This is a genomic window from Sphingorhabdus sp. (assembly GCF_044239665.1).
Lineage (GTDB): Bacteria > Pseudomonadota > Alphaproteobacteria > Sphingomonadales > Sphingomonadaceae > Sphingorhabdus_B.
Genome location: NZ_JBIIBA010000024.1, coordinates 12,453 through 34,530, shown reverse-complemented (window position 1 = coordinate 34,530; position 22,078 = coordinate 12,453). Strand labels below are relative to the sequence as shown.

25 protein-coding genes and 1 pseudogene are annotated in these 22,078 nt (G+C 56.1%); 12 read left to right on the top strand and 14 right to left on the bottom strand.

Annotation, left to right across the window (positions count from 1 at the left end; all coding sequences use genetic code 11):
• From ACILP3_RS08230 to ACILP3_RS08190, 9 genes are all read right to left on the bottom strand, one after another.
• A partial coding sequence (locus tag ACILP3_RS08230; protein ID WP_395616174.1) for a twin-arginine translocase TatA/TatE family subunit occupies positions 1–105 on the bottom strand: 105 nt, incomplete at its 3' end.
• A 47-nt stretch (positions 106–152) separates the two neighbouring features.
• On the bottom strand, positions 153–374 hold the full coding sequence (locus ACILP3_RS08225; RefSeq protein ID WP_296199078.1) for a twin-arginine translocase TatA/TatE family subunit: 222 nt from the start codon (positions 372–374) through the stop codon (positions 153–155).
• 64 nt (positions 375–438) lie between these two features.
• Positions 439–1,044, bottom strand: a complete 606-nt coding sequence (gene scpB / locus ACILP3_RS08220; RefSeq protein ID WP_395616170.1) for an SMC-Scp complex subunit ScpB — start codon at positions 1,042–1,044, stop codon at positions 439–441.
• Positions 1,041–1,823, bottom strand: a complete 783-nt coding sequence (locus ACILP3_RS08215) for a segregation and condensation protein A (RefSeq protein ID WP_395616173.1) — start codon at positions 1,821–1,823, stop codon at positions 1,041–1,043. Before ACILP3_RS08215 ends, scpB begins: the two co-directional genes overlap by 4 nt.
• Positions 1,824–1,831: 8 nt before the next feature.
• Entirely contained in the window at positions 1,832–2,881 is a 1,050-nt protein-coding gene (gene nagZ, locus ACILP3_RS08210; RefSeq protein WP_395616169.1) for a beta-N-acetylhexosaminidase, read from the bottom strand.
• Between the two features lie 74 nt (positions 2,882–2,955).
• Positions 2,956–3,462: a DUF1993 domain-containing protein gene (locus tag ACILP3_RS08205; protein ID WP_395616168.1), complete on the bottom strand. Its 507-nt coding sequence runs from the start codon at positions 3,460–3,462 to the stop codon at positions 2,956–2,958.
• 276 nt (positions 3,463–3,738) lie between these two features.
• Positions 3,739–4,398 (bottom strand): SPOR domain-containing protein, encoded by a 660-nt coding sequence (locus tag ACILP3_RS08200; RefSeq protein WP_395616167.1) that lies wholly within the window; start codon positions 4,396–4,398, stop codon positions 3,739–3,741.
• 19 nt (positions 4,399–4,417) lie between these two features.
• Positions 4,418–6,139 carry an arginine--tRNA ligase gene (gene argS, locus ACILP3_RS08195; RefSeq protein WP_395616166.1) on the bottom strand — a complete coding sequence of 574 codons (1,722 nt, stop codon included), beginning with the start codon at positions 6,137–6,139 and terminating at the stop codon, positions 4,418–4,420.
• Positions 6,140–6,164: 25 nt separating this feature from the next.
• The gene (locus tag ACILP3_RS08190) at positions 6,165–6,815 is read right to left on the bottom strand and encodes a hypothetical protein (protein WP_395616165.1); all 651 of its coding nucleotides are present in this window, start codon (positions 6,813–6,815) and stop codon (positions 6,165–6,167) included.
• A 136-nt stretch (positions 6,816–6,951) separates the two neighbouring features.
• On the opposite strand from ACILP3_RS08190, the gene ispH reads away from it, so the two are divergent.
• The 3 genes from ispH to rnhA are packed head-to-tail and all read left to right on the top strand — an operon-like array spanning position 6,952 to position 9,330.
• Positions 6,952–7,917 carry a 4-hydroxy-3-methylbut-2-enyl diphosphate reductase gene (gene ispH / locus ACILP3_RS08185; protein ID WP_395616164.1) on the top strand — a complete coding sequence of 322 codons (966 nt, stop codon included), beginning with the start codon at positions 6,952–6,954 and terminating at the stop codon, positions 7,915–7,917.
• 1 nt (position 7,918) lies between these two features.
• Complete coding sequence (gene thrB, locus ACILP3_RS08180; RefSeq protein WP_395616163.1) at positions 7,919–8,893, top strand: homoserine kinase; 975 nt, start codon at positions 7,919–7,921, stop codon at positions 8,891–8,893.
• Positions 8,890–9,330, top strand: coding sequence for a ribonuclease HI (rnhA, locus tag ACILP3_RS08175; protein WP_395616162.1), 441 nt, complete (start codon positions 8,890–8,892; stop codon positions 9,328–9,330). Before thrB ends, rnhA begins: the two co-directional genes overlap by 4 nt.
• Here the strand turns inward: rnhA and ACILP3_RS08170 are convergent.
• Together ACILP3_RS08170 and ACILP3_RS08165 are read right to left on the bottom strand one after the other, a co-directional pair.
• Complete coding sequence (locus ACILP3_RS08170; protein WP_395616161.1) at positions 9,327–10,436, bottom strand: NAD(P)/FAD-dependent oxidoreductase; 1,110 nt, start codon at positions 10,434–10,436, stop codon at positions 9,327–9,329. The genes rnhA and ACILP3_RS08170 overlap by 4 nt on opposite strands.
• Positions 10,433–11,389, bottom strand: coding sequence for an alpha/beta fold hydrolase (locus ACILP3_RS08165; RefSeq protein WP_395616160.1), 957 nt, complete (start codon positions 11,387–11,389; stop codon positions 10,433–10,435). The genes ACILP3_RS08170 and ACILP3_RS08165 overlap by 4 nt, the downstream gene beginning before the upstream one ends.
• Before the next feature lie 40 nt (positions 11,390–11,429).
• Here ACILP3_RS08165 and ACILP3_RS08160 point away from each other — a divergent pair, with 40 nt between their 5' ends.
• The 7 genes and pseudogenes from ACILP3_RS08160 to ACILP3_RS08130 all read left to right on the top strand — a co-directional run bounded on the left by ACILP3_RS08160 (position 11,430) and on the right by ACILP3_RS08130 (position 18,370).
• On the top strand, positions 11,430–11,903 hold the full coding sequence (locus tag ACILP3_RS08160) for a prepilin peptidase (RefSeq protein WP_395616159.1): 474 nt from the start codon (positions 11,430–11,432) through the stop codon (positions 11,901–11,903).
• Between the two features lie 44 nt (positions 11,904–11,947).
• On the top strand, positions 11,948–12,961 hold the full coding sequence (cpaB, locus tag ACILP3_RS08155; protein WP_395616158.1) for a Flp pilus assembly protein CpaB: 1,014 nt from the start codon (positions 11,948–11,950) through the stop codon (positions 12,959–12,961).
• A gap of 4 nt (positions 12,962–12,965) precedes the next feature.
• On the top strand, positions 12,966–14,471 hold the full coding sequence (locus ACILP3_RS08150) for a type II and III secretion system protein family protein (RefSeq protein ID WP_395616157.1): 1,506 nt from the start codon (positions 12,966–12,968) through the stop codon (positions 14,469–14,471).
• Positions 14,472–14,494: 23 nt separating this feature from the next.
• Positions 14,495–15,085: a CpaD family pilus assembly protein gene (locus ACILP3_RS08145; RefSeq protein WP_395616156.1), complete on the top strand. Its 591-nt coding sequence runs from the start codon at positions 14,495–14,497 to the stop codon at positions 15,083–15,085.
• Complete coding sequence (locus ACILP3_RS08140) at positions 15,085–16,347, top strand: CpaE family protein (protein WP_395616155.1); 1,263 nt, start codon at positions 15,085–15,087, stop codon at positions 16,345–16,347. The genes ACILP3_RS08145 and ACILP3_RS08140 overlap by 1 nt, the downstream gene beginning before the upstream one ends.
• Before the next feature lie 40 nt (positions 16,348–16,387).
• Positions 16,388–17,350, top strand: a pseudogene (locus ACILP3_RS08135) (type II secretion system F family protein).
• A gap of 21 nt (positions 17,351–17,371) precedes the next feature.
• Positions 17,372–18,370 (top strand): type II secretion system F family protein, encoded by a 999-nt coding sequence (locus ACILP3_RS08130; protein ID WP_395616154.1) that lies wholly within the window; start codon positions 17,372–17,374, stop codon positions 18,368–18,370.
• Between the two features lie 36 nt (positions 18,371–18,406).
• Here ACILP3_RS08130 and ACILP3_RS08125 read toward each other — a convergent pair whose 3' ends face one another.
• Positions 18,407–19,414, bottom strand: a complete 1,008-nt coding sequence (locus ACILP3_RS08125; RefSeq protein ID WP_395616153.1) for a fumarylacetoacetate hydrolase family protein — start codon at positions 19,412–19,414, stop codon at positions 18,407–18,409.
• 79 nt (positions 19,415–19,493) lie between these two features.
• Between ACILP3_RS08125 and ACILP3_RS08120 the strand changes: the two genes are divergently transcribed.
• The gene (locus tag ACILP3_RS08120) at positions 19,494–20,441 is read left to right on the top strand and encodes a C13 family peptidase (protein WP_395616152.1); all 948 of its coding nucleotides are present in this window, start codon (positions 19,494–19,496) and stop codon (positions 20,439–20,441) included.
• A gap of 29 nt (positions 20,442–20,470) precedes the next feature.
• On the opposite strand, the gene ACILP3_RS08115 is transcribed toward ACILP3_RS08120, so the two are convergent.
• Complete coding sequence (locus ACILP3_RS08115; RefSeq protein WP_395616172.1) at positions 20,471–20,917, bottom strand: MarR family winged helix-turn-helix transcriptional regulator; 447 nt, start codon at positions 20,915–20,917, stop codon at positions 20,471–20,473.
• Entirely contained in the window at positions 20,917–21,549 is a 633-nt protein-coding gene (gene maiA / locus ACILP3_RS08110) for a maleylacetoacetate isomerase (protein ID WP_395616151.1), read from the bottom strand. The genes ACILP3_RS08115 and maiA overlap by 1 nt, the downstream gene beginning before the upstream one ends.
• Before the next feature lie 95 nt (positions 21,550–21,644).
• Between maiA and ACILP3_RS08105 the strand changes: the two genes are divergently transcribed.
• Complete coding sequence (locus tag ACILP3_RS08105) at positions 21,645–22,064, top strand: DUF2147 domain-containing protein (protein ID WP_395616150.1); 420 nt, start codon at positions 21,645–21,647, stop codon at positions 22,062–22,064.
• Positions 22,065–22,078: the final 14 nt, after the last annotated feature.

Here is a 22,078-nt window from a genome sequence, read left to right as displayed (position 1 = left end):
CCATTTGCCGACAAAGCGCAATGCCTTTGGCAAATCCTTTGGTCCAATGACCAAAAGCGCCACAAGGACGACAAGCAACAGTTCGGATGACGCAATGTCAAACACGTCAATCCCCCGACATCGAGGGAGAATGATGCATTATTATCAATGACTTAACCTTGAGTCTTGTCAGTCTGCTTTTCAGCGTCAACGACCGTATTTGCGCCAATTTGCGGCGGCGCCTTAGGCGCTTCGTCCTCTTCGCTCATACCTTTTTTAAAGCTTTTAATACCTTTGGCGACGTCGCCCATCATGTCGGAAAAGCGGCCCTTGCCGAACAAGAGCAACACCAAAATGCCAACAATCAGCCAGTGCCAGATGCTAAAACCACCCATTTCAAACTCCTAACGGGGCGCGCCCCGGATGTTGCGACCCCTATGTCGCTTGTCCCTAACCTATTTAAGCGTTGTTTTCATCAATTGCCAGTTCGGCGTCACTTTCTTCGCCAGCAAATAGCATTTCACCCATTGCACTATCGATCGGATCCAGCAAACCAGCAGCTTTTAGGTCGGCGATGCCAGGTAAATCCTTGCGGCTGGTCAGGCCGAAATGCGTCAAGAAATTTGGCGTCGTGGCATAGAGCAATGGACGACCAGGCACTTCGCGGCGGCCAGCAGGGCGGACCCATGCAGCCTCCATCAAAACATCGAGCGTGCCTTTCGAAATCTGCACCCCGCGAATGGCCTCAATCTCGGCGCGGCTGACGGGCTCATGATAAGCGATGATCGCCAATGTCTCGACCGCTGCGCGGCTAAGCTTTCGGCTTTCCTCGCGTTCGCGACGCAGCAAATGCGCAAGATCAGCCGCAGTTTGGAAATGCCAAGTCTTGCCGCGCCGGACCAGTTCTATGCCACGGCCTTCATAATGTTCCGAAAGGAGCGTGAGCGCCGCCGCGACATCGACGCTATCGCCGACATAGCCGCGAATTTGTTCAACGGTCATCGGCTGGTCGCTGGCGAACAAAGTCGCCTCCACCGCGCGCAGGTCTGGGTCGGTTTCGATCATCTTGCCTTTTTCCTCACCATTAATGGCGCAAAGGTTGCCTCTTGCTGCAAATCGGCAATCCCACGTTTGGCAAGTTCCAAGGCCGCGACAAAGCTGGAGGCCAAAGCGGATTTACGCAAAGCTGGGTCTGCCGTCGGCGGCAGAAACGCATGTATCGCGGTCCAGTCAATCGCGCGGCCAATCATGGCCGATACGCGCTCCAACGCTTGTTCCAGCGTCATGACTTGGCGTTTTTTTACGATGTGCATGGCAGGCGCGGTGCGCGCGTTGATTTGACCATAAGCGGTGATGAGCTCAAAATAATCACATTCCCACGCCCGCGCTCTGACCACGCGCAACCCTTCGGGTGTGCCGCGCAAGAATATATCGCGGCCAATCCGGTCGCGAGCCATCAACCGTGCGCCGCTGTCACGCATCGCGTTCAGCCGTTCCAGCCGCAATTGCAGGCGCAATGCAAGTTCCTCCGGCGATGGGTCAATCGTCGGATCTTTGGGCAACAATAACGCTGATTTGAGATAGGCCAACCACGCCGCCATCACCAGATAATCGGCGGCAAGCTCAAGCTTCAACGCGCGCGCCTCATCAATGAATATCAGATATTGTTCAACCAAGGCCAAGATGGACAATTGCCGCAAATCCACCTTTTGATTGCGCGCGAGCGCGAGCAACAGGTCCAACGGCCCTTCCCAGCCGTCAATATCGATGGTCAGAACATCGGGGCCTAACGCGACACTGGCAGCGCTCTCGTCGCGGAGGGCATCCTCTGCGTCAAAGAGCATTGGCTCAGTCATGCCGCGCCCGTGGCCCCGCCTGTAAGCTTTGCCTGCGTGTCGGCCAAGGCCAGCAATTGGTCACGCTTATCCAGCAGATGCGCCAAGCGGTCGGCATCAAACGGCACCGGCGGCAGGGCCATCGCGCGATCAAGGCGGGCGCGGGCAGCCGGCGTAATTTCAGGCAGGTTAGCTGCTATCGCTATCATTTCGTCAAGGCGGCCCCAGCAATTGAGCGCAAGATCACAGCCCGCCTGAACACAGGCCAAAGCACGGCTCGCAACATCGCCTTGCAACGCGTTCATATCGAGATCGTCGCTCATCAACAGGCCGTCAAAACCGACCTGCCCGCGAATAACCGCATCAATGACAAAGCGCGACATGGTTGCGGTGTGCGCATTGTCCCAAACGTCATAGACAACATGGCCCGTCATGCCCATCGCGGCGCTGTTGAGCGCACGAAAAGGGGCAAGATCTTGTTCCAACTCAGCCTCGGTTGCGGTCACATGTGGCAAATCGTGATGGGTATCGACCGTGGCGCGCCCCTGCCCCGGCATATGCTTTACAACGCCGATGACGCCGCCCAAGGCAAGGCCATCAAGGATAGCGCGGCCCAACGCCGCCACCCGCATCGGGTCGCTGCCCAAGGCGCGGTCGCCAATGGCAGAATGCGTGTCGGGCACGCGGACATCGAGGACGGGTAAGCAATCAACATTGATGCCGACTTCGGTAAGCGAGAGTGCAATGGCCTCCGCATTACAACGTGCCGCCTCAATCGCGGTGATGGGCGCGATGTCATACAGCGCATCAAACGCCCCGCCAGCGGGAAAATCAGGCCAGACCGGCGGACGCATCCGCGCGACACGGCCGCCCTCTTGATCAATCAGGATGGGCACATTGTCGCGGCCATGCAAGGTCCGCAAGCTGTCGGTCAGGGCGCGAACCTGCGCCCGATCTTCGATATTGCGTTTGAACAGAATATAGCCTGCTGGCTCGACATCGCGAAACAGGCGTTTTTCATCATCCGTCAGGGTCAGGCCCGATAGGCCAAATATTACCGGCTTCATCCGCGAATGCTAAGCCTGCCGCCGCCGCAAGGCAAGCATGGAGCGGCGGGAAGCGGCGCTTTAGCTGTGTATAATTACCGGATTGCGCCCAAGAAATCCAACTTGCCCACAGGCACACCCTTCATCCGCAGCAGCGCATAGGCCATGCTGAGATGAAAGAAGAAATTGGGAATAGCAAAGCCGTGGACATAAACACTGCCGGTAAAGGGAATGTCGCCGCTGGGCGTGGCCAGCACGACCTTTGCATCTTCGCGTGCCGCAAAACCATCGGGCGATACGGCCTGCAGAAAGGATATGGCCTTGGCCACGCGCGCTTGGACATCGTCATAACTGGCTTCATCATCGGCCCAAGGCTGGTTTTCAACTTGGCCGACGCGGACCGCGACAAACTTCGCGGTATCGGTGGTCATCTGCACTTGCTTTGTCAGTGGGGCCATGTCGTCGATCAGCCGCGCATTGAGCAATTCAGCCAAATCCATGCCCTGTTCCGCGGCAAAAGCTTTGCCCTTTTCGAGCATGTTCGACAGATTTTTCAAACCGCGGATGAAGGCGGGAATGGAGACATCGTATAAAGCGGGCATATTCTTTTCCTCGGGACGTTTGGCGCTGCTTAAGTTGCTATTTGAAACGCTTCAACATGAAAAGGGGGTTGGGGTGCATCTTCCCATGAGAGGAATGACAGCGCCCAATCCCTTCACCACATCGTCACCCTGAACTTGGTTCAGGGTCCATTTCGCCTTGCACACGCTGGACTAGCTGCACAATGGATGCTGAAACAAGTTCAGCATGACGAAAGAAAGAGAGGACGTTGTCTTGTCATCCCCTCAATTTAGCCGATCAGGATGACGACGCAGGTTTTACCGAACGATCAAGCAATTCTCACCCGCGACCTTCAGTTTTGCGCAGAGTTGCTGCGCTTCGGTTGAATTGGCGGTGACGGCTTGCAGGCGGAACACCGTGCGCCCGCCTTCGACATTGGCTTTGGCAATCTGGCGGTTCATGCCTGCCAAAAAGCCGAAGCGCTTGTTCAGACCAGTCCATGCCGCTTCAGCCTTGGCGGAATCGCCGAACGCTCCAAGCTGCACCAAGACGGCATTTGCAGGCGCGCTGTTGGTTGCAGAAGGGGTCGCTGGCTTTGCCGCCACAGATGGAGATGCCGCGACAGGGTCAGCAGACGGACCCGCAAGCACGGCGCCAGTTTTCTGCCCCTCGCTTGCAGCAAAGGCAGAATCGCCCTCACCTTCGAAGCTTTTGCCACCAGCATCCGCAGGCTTTTCCTTATAATTACCCTTGGGCGCGACGATCAGTTCGCCTGTGCCATTGGCTCCGCCTAATTGGCGCGGTTGAAACCAATAAACGCCTCCAGCAATTGCTGCGAGCAAGACCAAGCCAGCAACCAACTTGAACGGGAACCTGATGGACGATGCGTTCGTCCCTGCGTCGTAACCGTCAGCGGTCTCGAGCCAAGGGAGACGATCATTGTCGTCGAGATTCAGTCCATCATTGTTGCGTTCCATTACGTCACGTCCCCAATCGCTACATGTTGTACGCGGCTTCAACCCCCATCAGCCGCAATCCATTGCGCAGGACTTGCCCGATATTGCGCGCCATGAAAAGCCTTGCACCCGTCATGTCGGCATTTTGCGCCAATATGAAGCGCTTATCGGGTTGGTCGTTGCCGAGGTTCCAATAGGCATGAAACGCCGCTGCCAAATCATTAAGATAAAATGCGATTCTGTGCGGTTCGCCTGATTTCGCGGCGGCTTCCACGATACGCGGGAAATTTGCGGCTTCCCGGATAAGCCCGATCTCCGCATCACCCAGCATTGCGATATGCGCGCCATCGGGGCCAAGCCCTTCGAGCTCTGCCTTGCGCATGGTCGATGAGATGCGCGCATGGGCATATTGCACATAAAAAACTGGATTGTCCTTTGACGCTTCCACTACCTTAGCGAAATCGAAATCCATTTGCGCGTCGGCCTTGCGTGTCAGCATCGTGAAGCGGACGACGTCCTTACCAACTTCTTCAATCACCTCTGCCAAGGTTACAAAGCTGCCCGACCTTTTGGACATTTTAACAGGCTCACCACCGCGCAGCAGGCGGACCATCTGCACCAGCTTGACATCGAAATCGACCTTGCCATCGGTTAGCGCGTTGACAGCCGCCTTAATCCGTTTGACCGTGCCCGCATGGTCCGCGCCCCAAATGTCGATCATCGCATCGACGCCTTGGCTTTTCTGGAAATGATAAGCGAGATCTGCCCCGAAATAGGTCCAGCTGCCGTTGGACTTCTTGATAGGCCGGTCTTGGTCATCGCCAAATTGCGTTGAACGGAACAAGGGGAGCGTCACAGGCTCCCAATCTTCGATTTCCTTACCCTTTGGCTTTTCCAATTCACCATCATAGACAAGCCCGCGCGCGCGCAGTTCCTTCTCCGCGACATCGGCCTTGCCAGCTTCATGCAGTTCGGCTTCGGATGAAAACAGGTCGTGATGGATGCCAAGCAGGGCCAAGTCCGCTTTGATCATATCCATCATTTCGGCGACTGCAGCCTTGCGGAATACAACAAGCCATTCGCTTTCAGGCGCGCCGACATATTGGTCGCCAAAACGCTTTGCTAATTGCTGGCCGACGGGGATCAGATAATCGCCGGGATACAGGCCTTCTGCAATTTCTATAGTCTCGCCCAATGCCTCACGATAGCGCAGATGCGCAGACCGCGCGAGGACATCGACTTGGCCGCCCGCGTCGTTGATATAATATTCGCGGATCACGCGGTAACCGGCAAATTCCAGCAATTTGGCCAAAGCATCACCGACCACAGCGCCACGGCAATGGCCCATATGCATAGGGCCAGTCGGGTTGGCGGAGACATATTCAATATTCACAGACTTGCCATCGCCCAGATGCGACCGTCCATAATCATCGCCCGATGCCGCCATAGCGCGCAATTCATCAAGCCATGCAGACGCATCGAGCCGCAGATTCAGAAACCCCGGCCCGGCAATTTCAACAGCTATAACGCCAGCAACCTTTGCCAGCTCAACCGACAAAGCTTCCGCTAAGGCGCGCGGGTTGGTTCCGGCGGGTTTTGCCAGCACCATCGCCGCATTGGTGGAGATATCGCCATGGGTCGCATCGCGCGGCGGCTCGACTGTCACATTGCTGCGGTCCAAATCCGCCGGCAAGGTTCCAAGCGCCACAAGCGCGTTCAGCGCATGGTCGACATGCGCTGCATATTGTTCAAAAAGGGTCATGAATGTGCCTAGAAATTAACGCGGATCAACGCGTGACATTGTAACGCAGCTGATCTTCGGTCAGCTGAAAACCGATGAGCATTTCAAAGCTTGATCGGACAACCGCTGCGCGTACTTCGGGATCGGCCATGGGGTCAAGCGCGGCGTCGGGGTCGCCCGGCTTGCGCTTCTTGGTGATTTTCTCCACGATTTCGGCGGGCAGGCTGGCGGCGTTCTTGTCGATATAGCCAGCGGCTTGCCCCTGCGCCGATGCGCGTTGCTCGCCGTCGGCGAATTGCAATGTCACTTGGCCGACACGCTTTGCAATAACGGCGCTACCGCCTTGAACCACGGTATTGAAATAAGGAACAGTTACGGTCCGACTGCCGCGCACATCGCTACGCCGCGCTTGCACATCAAATATTGCCTGTGAAAAGATTTTCTCTCCGCTTTCGTTGCACGTCGGGCGAATATTGGTGATCGTCGCAACCACGTCGATCGCGTCGGCGTCGGTGCTGTTCGTCGGGTTGAAAATAGTGATGTCACCTGTGCCATCGGGCACCGCAACCGTTGGGCAACCGGACCGCGTGACGTTCACGCCAACGCCAGCCGCGACATCCAAATCGCCGTCGCGTGAGCAACCGGCCAAAGTAGCTGCTGCAATACCGATGGTCAGGGCTTTGGTGGCGAAGTTCATAAAGGGCAGTCCTCGGGTTTCTTAGGCTTGGGTCGCTCGTGCGAAATATGCATTGGTCCTTATCCCTCCATCGCGGCGTGCGCAACAGGGGAAAGGTCTTGGCGGATGCAGTGACTTTATCTAAAGACGTTCGCATATGACTGAACAACCACTCCCCAAAAAATCGCTGCGGCTGCTTTTGGCCGCGCCACGTGGTTTTTGCGCTGGCGTTGACCGTGCTATCCAGATTGTCGAGCTTGCGCTCGAACAACATGGCGCGCCGGTCTATGTCCGCCACGAAATCGTCCACAACCGTTATGTGGTCGACAGCTTAAAGGCGAAAGGCGCGATTTTTGTCGAAGAGCTCGACGAAGTGCCTGATGGGAGCCATGTCGTATTTTCGGCGCATGGGGTGCCCAAATCGGTGCCCGCCAATGCGCAACAACGCGGCCTTGCTTATTTCGATGCGACCTGCCCCTTGGTTTCAAAAGTTCACAAGCAAGCCGAACGTCAAGTTGAGGCTGGCCGTCATATCATTTTTGTGGGCCATAAAGGACATCCCGAGGTCATCGGCACCTTTGGCCAAGTGCCCGCTGGCGCGATGATCCTAGTGGAAACGGCCGACGACGCGCGGGCAATTGAACCCGCCGATCCCGACAATGTCGCGTTTTTGACGCAGACCACTTTGTCGGTTGATGACACCTCGGAAATCGTCGGAATCCTTCAACAACGCTTCCCCAATATCGTCGGGCCAAAGGGGGAGGATATTTGTTACGCGACGTCGAACCGCCAAGAGTCGGTGAAGGCAATTGCGCATGAATGTGACCTTGTCCTCGTTATCGGCGCGCCCAATAGCTCAAACTCGCAGCGTTTGGTTGAAGTTGCCGCGCGTTCCGGCGCCAAGGCCTATTTGGTGCAGCGTGCCGCAGAAATTAGCCTGAACTGGTTTGATGGCGTTAAAACGCTCGGTTTGACCGCAGGTGCGTCGGCCCCTGAAGTTTTGGTGCGCGAGATTATCGACGCGCTCGCGCTGCATTTCGATTTGGAGCAGCAGCAGGTGACGACCGCCGAAGAGACCGTCACGTTCAAACTGCCGCGCGAACTGGCTGGCGCGGCGAACTGATTTGGCGGTTTACACGCAGTTGGGGCCCCAGCAGGTTGAGGCATTGCTGGCGCGGTATGATGCCGGCAAACTTGTCGCGTTGAAAGGCATTGCCGAGGGCGTCGAAAACAGCAATTTCTTTGTGCAAACAACGCAAAGCCGTTTCATCCTGACCCTGTATGAAAACCGCGTAAACCCCGACGATTTACCATTTTTCTATGCTTTGCTTAAACATTTGCACGATGCCGGTTGCACGGTGCCACGGTTTATCACGGATCGTGATGGCCAATGGCTGCAATCGGTCGCGGGGCGCCCTGCTTGCTTGATTGAGTTTCTCGACGGCGTATCCGTCACCGAACCGACCGCAGCACAAGCACATTCGACCGGCGCGGCATTGGGGCATATGCATAAAGCGCTCGCCAATTTCACTTGGGCGCGACCCAACAGCCTTGGCGTTTCGGCATGGCGGCCATTGGCGATGCGTTGCACGGCAGCGGGCCTTGAATCCATCGCGTCCGGCCTGTCCGCGCGAGTCTTTGCCGAGTGCGATTATCTCGAGGCGCATTGGCCAACCAATCTGCCTGTCGCGGCAATCCATGCCGATCTGTTTCCGGACAATGTCCTGATGTTGGGCGACCATGTCAGTGGCTTGATCGATTTCTACTTCGCCTGCACGGACATCCGCGCTTATGATTTGGCGGTGACGCATAGCGCATGGTGCTTTTCCAATGATGGCGCCGTTTTTGATGCGGAGGTAAGCGCCGGCTTGCTCTCGGGCTATGCAGGTTGCGTGTCCTTGGACGCGGTTACGCGCGAAGCATTGCCGATATTGCTGCGCGGTGCATGTCTGCGGTTTTTGCTCACACGATGCTATGACTGGATTAACACGCCGGCAAATGCGCTTGTGACGCGCAAAGACCCGCTGGCTTTCCTACGCCGGCTGGATTTTTACAGCGACGGCGCACAGGTTGAAAATATGTTGGGGCATTATTCTTGAAACAGCTTGAGATTTTCACCGATGGCGCGTGCAAGGGCAATCCCGGGCCCGGCGGTTGGGGTGCTGTCATCCGTTATGGCAAGCATGAAAAAGAAATTTCGGGCGGCGATCCAGACACCACAAACAACCGGATGGAGCTTGCCGCCGCGATACAGGCGCTCAAAATCCTAATCGAGCCGTGCCATATCAAACTGCACACGGACAGCAAATATGTCCTCGATGGGATCACCAAATGGATTCACGGCTGGCAACGTAATGGATGGAAAAACGCATCAAAGCAGCCGGTCCGTAACGCCGATTTATGGCGTGACCTTATCGATGCCACTGCCCGGCATCAGGTCGAATGGATTTGGGTGAAAGGCCATAATGGCCACCCCGAAAACGAACGCGCCGACCGTCTGGCCAGTGACGCGGCGGAGGTTGCGGCGCAGCGCTAATAAAACCGCGCTGGCGTATAAACCGCTGCGTCCACACGCGGTGGCGTGGCGATAGCTTCATCCAGCAATGATCCGGCAAGCTGCGCTGCGGCGGGTGCGGTCTGGATGCCAAAGCCACCCTGCCCTGCAAACCAGAAAAACGCATCATTCGCCTTATCGCGGCCAATGACGGGCAACCGGTCCGGCGCAAAGCTGCGCAGCCCTGCCCATTTATGTTCGACGCGTTGAATATCCCAATCGACCACGGTCTGCAGACGGTCAATGGCGGTCGCAACGTCCAATTCCTCCGGCGCAGCGTCGCAGGCCGGGGTTGCGGTTTCGTCATGCGGGCTGAGCCATAAGCGGCCGCCCGCATCGGGTTTAAAGTAGAAGCTGCCGTCTAGTCCGATGACCAGCGGCAAGTCCGCCGGAACGTCTGGCGATACGACCAATTGTGCGATGGTGCGGCGATAGGGTTGGATACCCAAGGGCTGGACCTGCGCCAATTGCGCCACTTCGTCGGCCCATGCGCCCGCCGCGTTGATGATGATGTTTGCGGCGCAGTTTACGCCGCCTGCCGCAATCTGCCATGCGCCATTTTGCCATTTAGCTGCGCTCAGGCGGCTGTTGCAATGTAGCACCGCGCCTTGCCGTTTTGCTTGGCGCAAATAGGCGGCGTGGAGCGCGGCGACATCAATGTCGCAACAGTCTGGCTCCCAAAGGCCATGCGTCCAATCGCTGCGTAGTCCCGGGACACGCGCCGCCACAGCCGCGCGGTCATTGACGTCAATGTGCACGCCGCTGGCCGCAAATTCCGCGAGCATATCATTCGCCATCGACATCTGATCTGCGGTGCCGATGTGCAGCCCGCCGCGCTTGTGCATCAATGGGCCATCATGAAAATCCGCAGGCGGCGCGGCCAAAAACGGCCCTGACGCCGTGGTAAGCGGTTGAACCCCAGGGCCGCCATAGCATTCGACCCAGAATGCGGCTGATCGGCCCGTCGAATGATATCCGGGATACGCCTCTGCCTCAATCAATAGCACCGATGCCCGCGCGGACAATTTGGCCGCAAGGCTTGCGCCAGCGATACCGGCACCAATGATGGCAAAGTCAAAGTCGCTCATTTTCGTGGCGCGTTGGCTTCCAAAAAGACATCGATCCGCGCAAGGCATTGGTCACGAACGGGGTCCGCCTCCCGCAATAACTCATGCGCGGCTTCCTTGCCGAAGATTAATGTTTCGGCATGAGGCAAGCGTTTGCTGTCGGCAATCACGCGCGGGGTGCTGACCAATTGGTCGCCTGTGGTCGCGAGCAGCAAAATGGGCGTTTTAACAGCCTCCAATAGACCCGGCGCTTCCAACATGCGGATCGATGCAATCGCCCGTTCGATCCAATGCCAGCTTGGCGGCCCTAATTTGACATTGGGACGCAATTTCCACCACGCGATTTCGTCTTCGTAACGATCATCATCATGCGTCAGCATTTTGCCGCGCATCTCCATCGGCGACATCGGCTTCTCGCTGACTTTCCAAGCGGGATCATTGCCCTTGCCGATTTTGACCATCAGCTTGGCAAAAGCATGGTTCAGGGCGAGCGGCAGACCGCCGGTTTGAATGCCCAACATCGGCGCGCTCAACACGACGGCGTCGGGGTCGATCGCCTTTTCCACCAAAGCACGCATGGTGAGCTGCCCGCCCATGCTGTGCGCCATAACAACATGTGGGCCGGGCGTTTCCTGTTTCCAAGCATTCCAGAAATGCCGCAGGTCGGCAATCCAAGTGGCGAAATCATCGATATGTCCCACTTGCGGGTCCGCCAATAGCCGTCCGGATTCGCCCTGCCCGCGCCAGTCGATTGCCGTCACGCGCCAGCCGGCATCGGCATAATATGCCAATGTCTCCAGATATTTTTCATAATGGTCGCCACGGCCGGGCAGGAACAATAACGACCCGCGCGGCGGGTTTGCGCCTTGCCAATCAATGCGGCGAATGGCCCATTGGTCGGCAGCATGCCAGATGCTCTCCACTGCTTCGGCAGGGATCATGCGTCGGTTCATCTGCGTGTTGGTCACGTGCATGCTTACCTTTTGGCAATCTTTCATGGTTAATCCCGGTTGGATGACCATTGAACCAATCATCTACTTTACCCTTATTGGCTTGGCAATTGCGCTGTTGGTGTCGATCTACACCGACATCCGATATCGGTTGATTTACAACATCGTTACGCTCGCGATTGCGCTGGGCGCACCTGTCTATTGGTACGCAAGCGGTGGTTTCAGCCTGCCTGAAATCGGTATCCATATTTTCACCGCCGCGCTCACCTTCGCCGTTTTCGCCGCTGCGTTCCATTTCGGCGCAATGGGCGGCGGTGATGTAAAGCTTTTTGCGGCCCTGGCGCTCTGGTTTCACTGGATAGATGTCATCCGGTTAATTTTATATGCGTCGATAATCGGGGCATTTGTGACCCTGATTTTCCTACTTATTCACAAAATAAAACAACGGCCTGGCCATGCACGCATCCCCTATGGCGTGGCCATAGCTACCGCAGGGTTGTGGATAGCTGGTGAACAGATTTTTAACCATTTTACATGAAGTAGCAGGGTTCATTTCGCGGACCACTCAGGGAACAGTTTGTCATGGATAGGAAAAAAGTCGTATTGCTGGTGGCTGCTTTACTCATTGCAGTAATCACCGCCTTTATGGCGCGCAGCATGTTCACCGGCGCTTCGGCACCACAAGCTGAGGCAGCGCAAGCGTCTGTGCCAACAGGGCCAAAGATTTTGGTCGCAACACGGGTTTTACCTCTCGGTACGCTGATCACCGCAGATAGCGTGCGCTTCCAGCCATGGCCAAAGGAACTGGTGCAATCGGCTTATTTCAAAGAAGGTGACAAGGGTGTCTCGATTGACGCTCTGATAGGCACCGTGGTCCGCAACGCCGTGACTGCAGGGCAGCCGCTCACGCAAGGTTCGCTGGTAAAGCCCGGTGATCGTGGCTTCCTTGCTGCGGCGCTTGGCCTTGGCATGCGCGCCGTTACAGTGCCTGTATCCGGACTGACGGGCGTTGCCGGATTTGTCTTTCCCGGCGACCGCGTCGACCTAGTCCTGACACAGACTGTGAACGCAACCAACGGCCCTGCATTAAAGGTTTCGGAAACCATCGTGCGCAACTTGCGTGTGCTTGCAACCGACCAACGGGCAACGCCAACTCTGGATGACAAGGGTAACACGGTTGTGACTGAGTATAAATTGGTCACCGTCGAAGCCACGCCGCGCATGGCAGAGAAGATTGCCGTAGCCCAATCCATCGGCACCATCAGCCTGTCCTTGCGCGCATTGACGGACAATGCGGCCGAACTTGAGATGGCTATGGCATCGGGCGAGATCAGCATTCCCGAAGGCGCAACCGCAGAGCAAGAGCAAGCCATTATGCAGCAGGTCGCTCAGCGCCCGTCCGCAAGCCGCAGCACTTATGCCACTGGCGGGGATGTCTCACGCTTCCAACGCAGCAGCGTGCCCGCGCAGATGCCCCTTGCTGTCGCCGCAGAGGCAGCACGCACACAAAAGCAAGTCGAGAAAATCACCAAAGGTCCAGTGGTCCGTGTGTCGCGTGGCGGCAATGTGACCGAAGTCGAAATCAGCCGGAGATAACAACATGGCACGTTTTAACAGAATAAAGTCGGGCTTTGCCGCCGTCGCTATCACCGCTGCATTAGGCACTTCGGCCTTGATGCTATTACCGGCGACAGTCGCCGCGCAATCCGCAAAGGACGGCAGGCTGATGATATTGTCCATCGGGCGCGGTCAGCAGGTCAATCTCGGTTCGAACATCACTGACGTCGTGGTGGCCGACCCCGCCATCGCCGATGTCGAAGTCAAATCAGGGCGCCAAATCTACATCATGGGCAAAGGCCCCGGCGAGACCACCGTCTTCGCCACGGATGGGGCAGGCCGCAATGTTTTTCAGGCAACCGTCCGCGTCGGCAGCAACATGGACTCGATTGCGCAAATGCTGGCCATCGCCATGCCAGAATCGCAAATCGTCGTCACCACGATGAACGGCGTTGTCCTTCTGACTGGCACAGTGGGTCACCCCGAAGAAGCCGTTGAGGCCGAAAATCTAGTCAAGTCCTTCACAGGCCCGACAGCGCAGGTGGTCAGCCGCCTGAAAAACGCAACGCCGTTGCAGGTCAACCTGCAAGTAAGGATTGCAGAAGTTAGCCGTTCGCTTTCGAAAGAAATTAACGGAAATCTGCAGGCGCTCAGAAACGGCACGGATAATAATGGGCAGCCTTATGCATTTGGCGTGGCGCAAGGCCGCGACTTTGTCTCTGATACCAAACAATTAATCTACCCGCCGGACACAAGTACTATCGCGGGTCTCGGTCGCCTGTTCGGCATCGACATTGGCGCTGCGTTTGACATGTCGGAAAAGGCAGGCTTGATATCGACCCTCGCGAGCCCCAATCTTACAACTGTGTCGGGCGAAACCGCAGAGTTTTTAGCTGGCGGCCAGTTTCCGGTGGTTACATCGTCCAACAACGGCACCAACGTCGAATATAAGAATTACGGCGTTAACCTGACTTACACCCCTGTTGTGTTGTCCGATGGCCGCATTTCCTTGCGCGTGCGTTCGGAAGTGTCGGACATATCATCACAAGGCGCAATCCGCATTAACGGTATTGAGGTACCAGCAACCACGAACCGGATGGCAGAAACAACGGTTGAACTCGGTTCAGGCCAAAGCATGATGATCGCCGGATTGTTAAGCAACCAAAAGAGCAGTTCGGTAACGAAAATGCCAGGCGCGGGCGACATACCCGTTCTTGGCGCGTTGTTTAAATCCAATGGCTGGCGCCGCAACGAGACCGAGTTGATGATCGTCATCACGCCATATCTCGTCAAGCCAGTGTCGGAAAACCAACTTGTCCTGCCCACCGATGGCCTAAATTCACCCAGCGACCTTGAACGTGTGTTCTTCGGCAAGGTGTCGAATGACAAGCGCGACAAGACACGTCCAATGCCCAGCATCGCGCCCATGGTTTCCAACGAACCCGAACGTGGTTCCGTGGGCACATCGGCGCCGAACTTGGCCGTAGAAACCCAATTACCGACATCCGCACCTGCAACCAGCGATTCCGGTTTCAGCTTCGACAATTGATCGCAAGATTGAGGAGACGACATATGAACAAAGCAATATTTCTGATCGCTGCAAGCGTCACCTTGGCTGGTTGTGGGACGTTACCGACCAACACGACCTTATATTCGGTCCACCAGCCCGTTGTAGAACGGACAAATTACGCGATAGACCTTGCCGCAGACAGCAGCGGCATTGCGTCTGCTGACCAAGCCCGCCTGAACGAGTGGTTTGACGTGCTTGGCCTTGGCTACGGAGACCGCATTTCAATCGATCATGGCGATAGTTATGTCAGCAACGCTGCCGCACGCGATGTTGCCGCAGCGGCAGCGCGGCGCGGGATGATGGTCGCCGATACCGCTCCGACTACAACCGGTGTCATTGCGCCCGGCAATATTCGCGTGGTCGTCACGCGGTCGCGGGCATCGGTTCCATCCTGCCCGGATTGGAGCACGACGCACGAAAACAATTATAATGGCGGCAATCACAGCAACTATGGTTGCGCCACCAACTCCAACCTTGCGGCGATCATTGCCGACCCAGAAGATCTCGTTCGGGGCCGCGAAAGTCGACGCTTGGATCGGAACAGCGGCAAAGCGGCTGTAAACATCTATAAAACAAAAACCGGAGGCAATTGATGAACGCTCCTTGGAAATCCGCTGTGGCCGGAACACGTGACCTCATTCACGCTTATGTCTGCGACGACGTCACTCTCGACGTCGTGCGCGGCGTATGCGAGGAAATCGGTTGGACCCAAGATAAATTGTATAAAGGCGGTTTGCGTAACGCAATCCAATCGCTTTCGGTATCCGCCAGCCCGCAAACCTTGTTGGTTGACCTGTCGGAATCGAGTGATCCGATTGCCGATATCAACAGCCTTGCCGAAGTGTGTGAACCTGGAACCATTGTCATTGCAGTGGGCGAGATCAACGATGTGGGTTTGTACCGCGACCTTTTAATGTCCGGCCTGCAAGATTATCTGCTGAAACCATTGAGCCGCGATGCGCTGTGGGATTCATTTGCCAATGCGCAGGCCATGCTCAATGCGCCGAAGCACGAAGAGAGCAACACAGCCCGTGCGCATATTTCGACAGCGGTGATCGGCACCCGAGGTGGTTCGGGCGCATCGACGATCGCGGCATCGCTGGCATGGACATTTTCGCAAGACCAGGGCCACCAAACGGGTTTGCTTGATCTGGATATCCATTTCGGCACTGCGGCATTAACGATGGATCTGGAGCCGGGCCGTGGCCTAACCGATGCCATTGACAACCCAAGCCGGATCGACGGCCTGTTCATCGAACGCGCAATGATTAAGGCCAATGACCAGCTTTCGATTTTGTCGGCCGAAGCGCCAATGAACAACCCCGTCCTGACCGATGGATCGGCATTTTTCCGGTTACAGGAAGAATTCCGGGCGGCGTTTGAAAACACAGTTATCGACCTGCCGCGCAGCATGCTGATTGCCTATCCGCGTTTGATGCATGACGTAAACATCGCGGTCGTCACGACCGAGTTGACGTTGGCCTCGGCGCGGGACAGCATCCGCGTGCTGGCTTGGCTGAAACAAAATGCACCGCATTGCAAAGTGCTCATGATTGCCAATAATGTGCAAAACGCAGTCGTCGAAATCACGCGCAAGGATTTCGAAAGTACGATTGAACGCAAGATTGATCTCATGCTGCCTGCCGACCCGAAGGCCATGGCGCAAGCCGCAAAGCTTGGCAAATCGGTGATCGAGGCCGAACGCAGCAGCAAGCTGTCATTAGGCATATCGGCGCTAGCTGAAATAATTGCCGGCAGCAGTGCGGAAATGGCTGAAGCCGATGCGGCCGCGACCAGAGTCAAAGCGAAAAAGTCGCCTTTTGCCGGTTTCAAAAACATTTTGAAAAAGAAGTAAGCTGGCACCCGTCCAACGGCATAATGATAGAGCACATAATATGCAGACATTGATCATCGGCGCAGGCATCATCCTGATTTTCGTGTTGCTAGCAATTGGCTTTACGGGGCCAAATGCGAGCAAGTCGACTATGCGGCGGTTGAGCGCGGTTAAGATGCGGCATTCCGACAGTGCCGATACCCGAGTTGAATTACAAATGCGCAAAGCCGTGGCCGCGCGCCGTCCCATGATATTTCTGGATGGCCAACATATCAGCCGCTTGGACAAATTGCGCCTGCGGCTTGCGCAAACCGGCAAAAAATGAACGTTGCAGCAATATCTATATGCATCGGGCGGCCTTGCTTTTCTGGGGATGGCTGTGCTGTGGCTACGCGGTGCACCTTTGCTTTTGGCGCTGTTTGCGGGCCTGCTGATCGGTGCTGGTCTACCGCACATGGTAATCAACTCCTTCATTGCGCGGCGGATCAAGAATTTCACCACAAATTTTCCCGACGCCATCGAATTGCTGGTGCGCGGGTTGAAATCAGGTCTTCCCGTCGGCGAGACAATTGGCGTTGTAGCACGCGAAGTAGCCGGACCGGTCGGCGAAGAATTCAAAATGGTCACGGAGAAAATCAAAATCGGCAAAAGCATGGAAGATTCGCTTCAGGAAACGGCCGACCGTTTGGGGACAGCCGAATTCCAGTTTTTTGTCATCACCCTTGCCATTCAGCGTGAAACCGGTGGCAACCTTGCCGAAACCTTGGCCAACCTTGCCGACGTCTTGCGCAAACGTGCGCAGATGAAGCTGAAGATACGGGCGATGTCTTCAGAATCTAAAGCGTCAGCCTATATTGTCGGATCGCTGCCATTCTTTGTTTTCGGCATGGTTTGGATGGTGAACCGCGAATATCTCTCTGGCTTTTTCTCTGAACCGCGCCTGATGATCGCTGGCCTTGGCGGCGCATTGTGGATGTCCATTGGCGCCTTCATCATGGCCAAGATGGTCAATTTCGAAATCTAAGTTGGGAACGGGACAAGAAACATGAACAATGCGGCTGGACCTCAACCGATGGGCATCGACATATTGTGGGTTGCAACATTGCTTTCCGCAGTGGCGTGCATGGCTGTGATGATCGCGATCTACTCTGCGGTCACCGTGCGCGACCCTATGGTAAAGCGGGTCAAGGCGCTGAATGAACGGCGGGAGCAACTAAAAGCCGGGATTACCGCAACCACATCCAAAAAACGGGCAAAGCTTATCCGCAAGACCGAAACGACGGACATGATGCGGCAGCTTCTGTCCAATCTGCAAGTACTTCAGGACGATCAGGTCAAGGCCGTGCAGCAACGGCTCGCGCAGGCGGGTATTCGCCGCAAGGAATTGGCCGTGACGGTGATCTTTTGCCGCATGATGCTTCCAATCATTATTGGCGGCGGCGCAGGCCTTTACATTTACGTCTTGGATGGCTTTCCTGATTGGGGCGCGCTCAAAAAATTCGCTGCTTTTTCTACCGCCGCGATCTTGAGTTATAAAGCGGCAGATATCTACCTCTCCAACTTAGTGACGAAACGTACCCTTGCCATTCGCAAGGGCCTGCCTGATGCGCTCGACTTGTTGGTGATCTGCGCCGAGGCTGGCTTGACTGTAGATTCCGCGTTTAACCGCGTGGCGAAGGAATTAGGCCGCGGCTATCCCGAATTGGGTGACGAATTTGCCCTCACCGCCATTGAGCTCGGTTTCTTAACCGAGCGTCGGGCGGCATTTGAAAATTTGGCTTATCGCGTCAATCTTGATTCGATCCGGGGCGTGGTCACAACCATGATCCAAACGGAAAAATACGGGACCCCACTGGCGTCGGCGTTGCGGGTATTGTCCGCAGAGTTCCGAAATGAACGCATGATGCGCGCCGAAGAAAAGGCCGCGCGTTTACCTGCTATTATGACTGTTCCGCTTATCCTCTTCATTCTGCCGACATTGTTTATCGTTATCCTTGGGCCTGCTGCCTGCTCGATCAGCGACGCCTTCTCGAAACAACAATGAAGCAGATGACGAAGGGGTGGCCTTTTGGCTGCCCCTTCAACTTTTACGAACGACTTGCTCGATAGCGCCAAAGATGCTGTGCCCAGCCTTATCGAGCACTTCAATCCGCACAACATCGCCGTTCTTTAGGAATGGCGTCACCATGTCGCCCGTCTGGATTTTCTCGACCATGCGGACTTCGGCCAAACAGCTATAGCCAAGACCGCCAGCGGCGACAGGCTTGCCAGGGCCGCCATCGGCATCACGGTTGGAGACTGTGCCCGAGCCAATGATCGAGCCAGCCCCGATATTGCGCGTCTTGGCAAGATGCGCGATCAGGGTTCCAAAATCAAAGGTGCAATCGTCCGAAGCCACCGCGCGTCCAAATGCCGCGCCGTTAAGGTCAACATTCAATGTGCGGTGCAGCTTTCCATCCTTCCAAAAGTCCCCAAGGCTGTCCGGCGTGACAAACACGGGCGACAAAGCGCTGGCGGGTTTTGACTGGACAAAGCCAAAGCCCTTTTCCAACTCCGCAGGAATCAGGTTGCGCAAGGAAACGTCGTTCACAAGGCCAACCAGCCGGACATAAGATAAGGCATCTGCCGCTGATATTCCTTGCGGGACATCGCCAGTGACAACGACAATCTCCGCCTCAAGATCACATCCCCACGCCTCATCGGCCAAAGGGATATCGTCGCGCGCGCCCATGAAGGCATCGGAGCCGCCCTGATACATTAACGGATCATGCCAGAAGCTGTCGGGCAGGACCGCTCCCCGCGCCTTGCGGACTAATTCGACATGATTGACATAGGCCGATCCGTCCGCCCATTGATAGGCGCGCGGCAAAGGTGCGGCGGCGTCATGTTCATGGAAACGTTCGCGCGGAATGACGGCATGTTCAAGATCAGTCGCCAGCGCTTGCAATCGGGGTGCGAACTCTTCCCAATCGTCAAGTGCGGCCTGCAATGTCGGGACAATATGCACGGCATCAGCATACCAAGCAAGATTGTCCGACACGACCACCAAATGTCCGTCACGGCCCGACTTTAATGATGCAAGTTTCATGATTTTTCTCCGGCTTTTGACCATCATGCAACGATATTGCAGTTGCGGCAACCGCAACTCTGCGTTTAGACAGAGGGGCATGGCATATAAGAACGCCAAATTACGGTTGGTTCAAACAGGAGCGATGGCGCTTTCGCTGCTTGTCACAGGCTCTGCCTTTAGCCAGCAACAGAATTTCAACACAGTTGAAGCCGCGAAAAACGGTTGGTTTGCCGAACAGAAACGGTCGGCAAGCTGGTATCTGGCGCAGCATCAAAAACTGTCCAGCGCAATGCATGCTTTGCAGCCACAACGGCCGGGAGTTGTCGACGCCTATGTGGTGTCCATTGGTCTTGATTCTGACCCAGTCTTTGCCCGCGAGTCGGCTGAAGCGGCCAAAATATTGGCGCGGCGTTATGGAGCGGCTGGCCGGACTTTGTATTTCGCCGCTGGCGCCGATGATAAAGCCACCGGCGCGCCGCAAGGCTCACCGTCGAACCTTGCCACTGCGCTCGCTGCTGTTGCCAGCAAGATGGACAAGAAGGAAGATGTCCTTATCCTGTTCGCTACTAGCCATGGCGACCCGGTTTCGGGGCTTGCCTATCGCGATGGGGATTATGCCGCAGGGATGATCGCGCCGCAGCGTCTGGCCGATTTGCTCGACGGTGTCGGCGTTCAACGCCGTATGATCCTACTGTCGGCCTGCTATTCAGGCATTTTCATTCCGCTGCTGACCAATGAGCAAACCGTGATCGTGACAGCAGCCTCGTCGCAACGCCCGTCATTTGGCTGCACGCCGGGCAATGACTGGACGTTTTTTGGCGATGCATTGATGAACAACGCTTTGCGCAAACCGCAGAAATTTGATGCCGCTATTGCCGAAGCAACGAGGCTCATCGCGCAATGGGAAAGCGCGTTGGAACTTAAGCCATCACGGCCACAGGTTTTTGTGGGCGCAAATGCACAGATCTGGTTGGATATGCTGGAGAATAAGATGCCCGCGACCGCCAGTGCGAAGGTCGGACGCCCCGCGATATCGACCGATTGAAGGAGTGGTAAATTGAAGTGGTCCCGACCCTAGCCGAGTTCAACGACCCGCGCGCGCAATTGGGCCAACATCGCCTCCAACAACTTCGCCTCGCCGCTGCCTAAAATCTTTTCAAGCTCGGCCTCTAACGCAAGCGCCTGTGGCACAATTTGTTCGTACAGATCGCGTCCGGCTGGCGTGAGCGCCAGATGATGTGAACGGCCATCGGATATGTTCGGCACACGGCTGATCAGGCTGCGGTCCTCCAATGTCTTGCACGCGCGGTTCACGGTGACCTTGTCCATCGCGGTTGCCGCAACCAATTGCCGCTGCGTTGCCATATCACTTTCGCCCAACAGCGCCATGACCCGCCATTCCGGGACCTTTAGCGCAAATTTGCCACGATAGGCACGCGCGATCAGGTCGCTGACCGCGTTTGATGTGATGGATAATTGATAAGGCAGAAACGCACTTAGCGTAAGTTTTTTGGTTGGCATCACGCGGGCTTCACTTGATCAGGATGCGCCGCGACAAAGGCTGGAAGCGCGGTTAGTGCGGCATCCATCCGCAACAGCTTGGGAAAGGCATTAAGCGGCGTATCCACGCGGCGGGCATTTGCCATTTGCGGGACGAGGCAGACATCGGCCAAATTCGGCAGGTCGCCACCGAACAGACCATCTTCGGGGGCCATGGCCTCCAACGCCGTAAAACCTTCGATTATCCAGTGCCGATACCATTGGTCCACGGCCTCTTGCGACTGACCCATCTGGTCCTTCAGATATCTTAACACGCGCAGGTTATCGATGGGATGTATGTCGGCCGCAATAATCAACGCCTGCGCCAATGTCTTTGCGCGCTCCGCCGGGTTCGAAGAGACCATCGCGGGGTCGGGATATTGCGCATCGAGATAGTCAATAATCGCCAAGCTTTGCGTCAGGTCATGCCCGTGTATCGACAGCATCGGTACAAAGCCTTGCGGATTACGTGCGACATAATCGGGCGCCTTTTGCGCATTGTCCAGCAGGCTGGTTGGCACGCGCGTGTACGGCACATTTTTAAGGTTCAGCACAATACGCACACGATAGCTCGCCGACGAACGCCAGTAATCGAACAGGATTATCTCACTCATGCGTTGGGTAATTAGCACGGCACAAGCAAAAGGCAAAAGCATTGCGGCTTGGCTATTCCCGGTTTATGTGGGGTTTTCAACGCAAAGGACCCAATATGCACCACGCCAAAACATGGATGATCGCAGCCGCAATATGCGCGGCAATTCCGGCGCACGCCGCCGCGCCAATTTCCGGGCGCTGGATCACACAAAGCAAGGACGGCGTGGTCGAAGTGTACCAATGTGGCGCGGCATTATGCGGGAAGCTGGTGAAGTTTCTCGTGACCCCGCCAGCAGGAGCAGGCGCGAAGGACGTGAATAATCCCGATAAAGCGCTGCGCAACCGAACGATATTAGGCCTGAATGTCCTGACCGGATTTCAATCGGACGGCAAAGAATGGAGGGGCCAGATTTACGATCCCAAGTCAGGCAAAACCTATCGCTCGGTCGTCTATAAGGGCAAGTCAGGCAATTTGGTCGTCAAAGGATGTATCGGTCCCTTTTGTCAGGCGCAAACATGGGCACCAGCCGGCTAAGGGCCGGATGACTT

Coding starts and splice junctions, on each gene's coding strand:
- ACILP3_RS08140 (WP_395616155.1), top strand. CDS start 15,085: ATGAACGCTCCTTGGAAATCCGCTGTGGCCGGAACACGTGACCTCATT.
- ACILP3_RS08190 (WP_395616165.1), bottom strand. CDS start 6,815: ATGAACTTCGCCACCAAAGCCCTGACCATCGGTATTGCAGCAGCTACT.
- argS (WP_395616166.1), bottom strand. CDS start 6,139: ATGACCCTTTTTGAACAATATGCAGCGCATGTCGACCATGCGCTGAAC.
- maiA (WP_395616151.1), bottom strand. CDS start 21,549: ATGAGTGAGATAATCCTGTTCGATTACTGGCGTTCGTCGGCGAGCTAT.
- ACILP3_RS08125 (WP_395616153.1), bottom strand. CDS start 19,414: ATGAAACTTGCATCATTAAAGTCGGGCCGTGACGGACATTTGGTGGTC.
- ACILP3_RS08130 (WP_395616154.1), top strand. CDS start 17,372: ATGAACAATGCGGCTGGACCTCAACCGATGGGCATCGACATATTGTGG.
- ACILP3_RS08215 (WP_395616173.1), bottom strand. CDS start 1,823: ATGCTCTTTGACGCAGAGGATGCCCTCCGCGACGAGAGCGCTGCCAGT.
- ACILP3_RS08205 (WP_395616168.1), bottom strand. CDS start 3,462: ATGCCCGCTTTATACGATGTCTCCATTCCCGCCTTCATCCGCGGTTTG.
- ACILP3_RS08165 (WP_395616160.1), bottom strand. CDS start 11,389: ATGCACGTGACCAACACGCAGATGAACCGACGCATGATCCCTGCCGAA.
- nagZ (WP_395616169.1), bottom strand. CDS start 2,881: ATGAAGCCGGTAATATTTGGCCTATCGGGCCTGACCCTGACGGATGAT.
- ACILP3_RS08145 (WP_395616156.1), top strand. CDS start 14,495: ATGAACAAAGCAATATTTCTGATCGCTGCAAGCGTCACCTTGGCTGGT.
- ACILP3_RS08225 (WP_296199078.1), bottom strand. CDS start 374: ATGGGTGGTTTTAGCATCTGGCACTGGCTGATTGTTGGCATTTTGGTG.
- ACILP3_RS08160 (WP_395616159.1), top strand. CDS start 11,430: ATGACCATTGAACCAATCATCTACTTTACCCTTATTGGCTTGGCAATT.
- ACILP3_RS08170 (WP_395616161.1), bottom strand. CDS start 10,436: ATGAGCGACTTTGACTTTGCCATCATTGGTGCCGGTATCGCTGGCGCA.
- ACILP3_RS08200 (WP_395616167.1), bottom strand. CDS start 4,398: ATGGAACGCAACAATGATGGACTGAATCTCGACGACAATGATCGTCTC.
- ACILP3_RS08120 (WP_395616152.1), top strand. CDS start 19,494: ATGGCATATAAGAACGCCAAATTACGGTTGGTTCAAACAGGAGCGATG.
- scpB (WP_395616170.1), bottom strand. CDS start 1,044: ATGATCGAAACCGACCCAGACCTGCGCGCGGTGGAGGCGACTTTGTTC.
- cpaB (WP_395616158.1), top strand. CDS start 11,948: ATGGATAGGAAAAAAGTCGTATTGCTGGTGGCTGCTTTACTCATTGCA.
- ACILP3_RS08115 (WP_395616172.1), bottom strand. CDS start 20,917: ATGCCAACCAAAAAACTTACGCTAAGTGCGTTTCTGCCTTATCAATTA.
- ACILP3_RS08105 (WP_395616150.1), top strand. CDS start 21,645: ATGCACCACGCCAAAACATGGATGATCGCAGCCGCAATATGCGCGGCA.
- ACILP3_RS08150 (WP_395616157.1), top strand. CDS start 12,966: ATGGCACGTTTTAACAGAATAAAGTCGGGCTTTGCCGCCGTCGCTATC.
- ispH (WP_395616164.1), top strand. CDS start 6,952: ATGACTGAACAACCACTCCCCAAAAAATCGCTGCGGCTGCTTTTGGCC.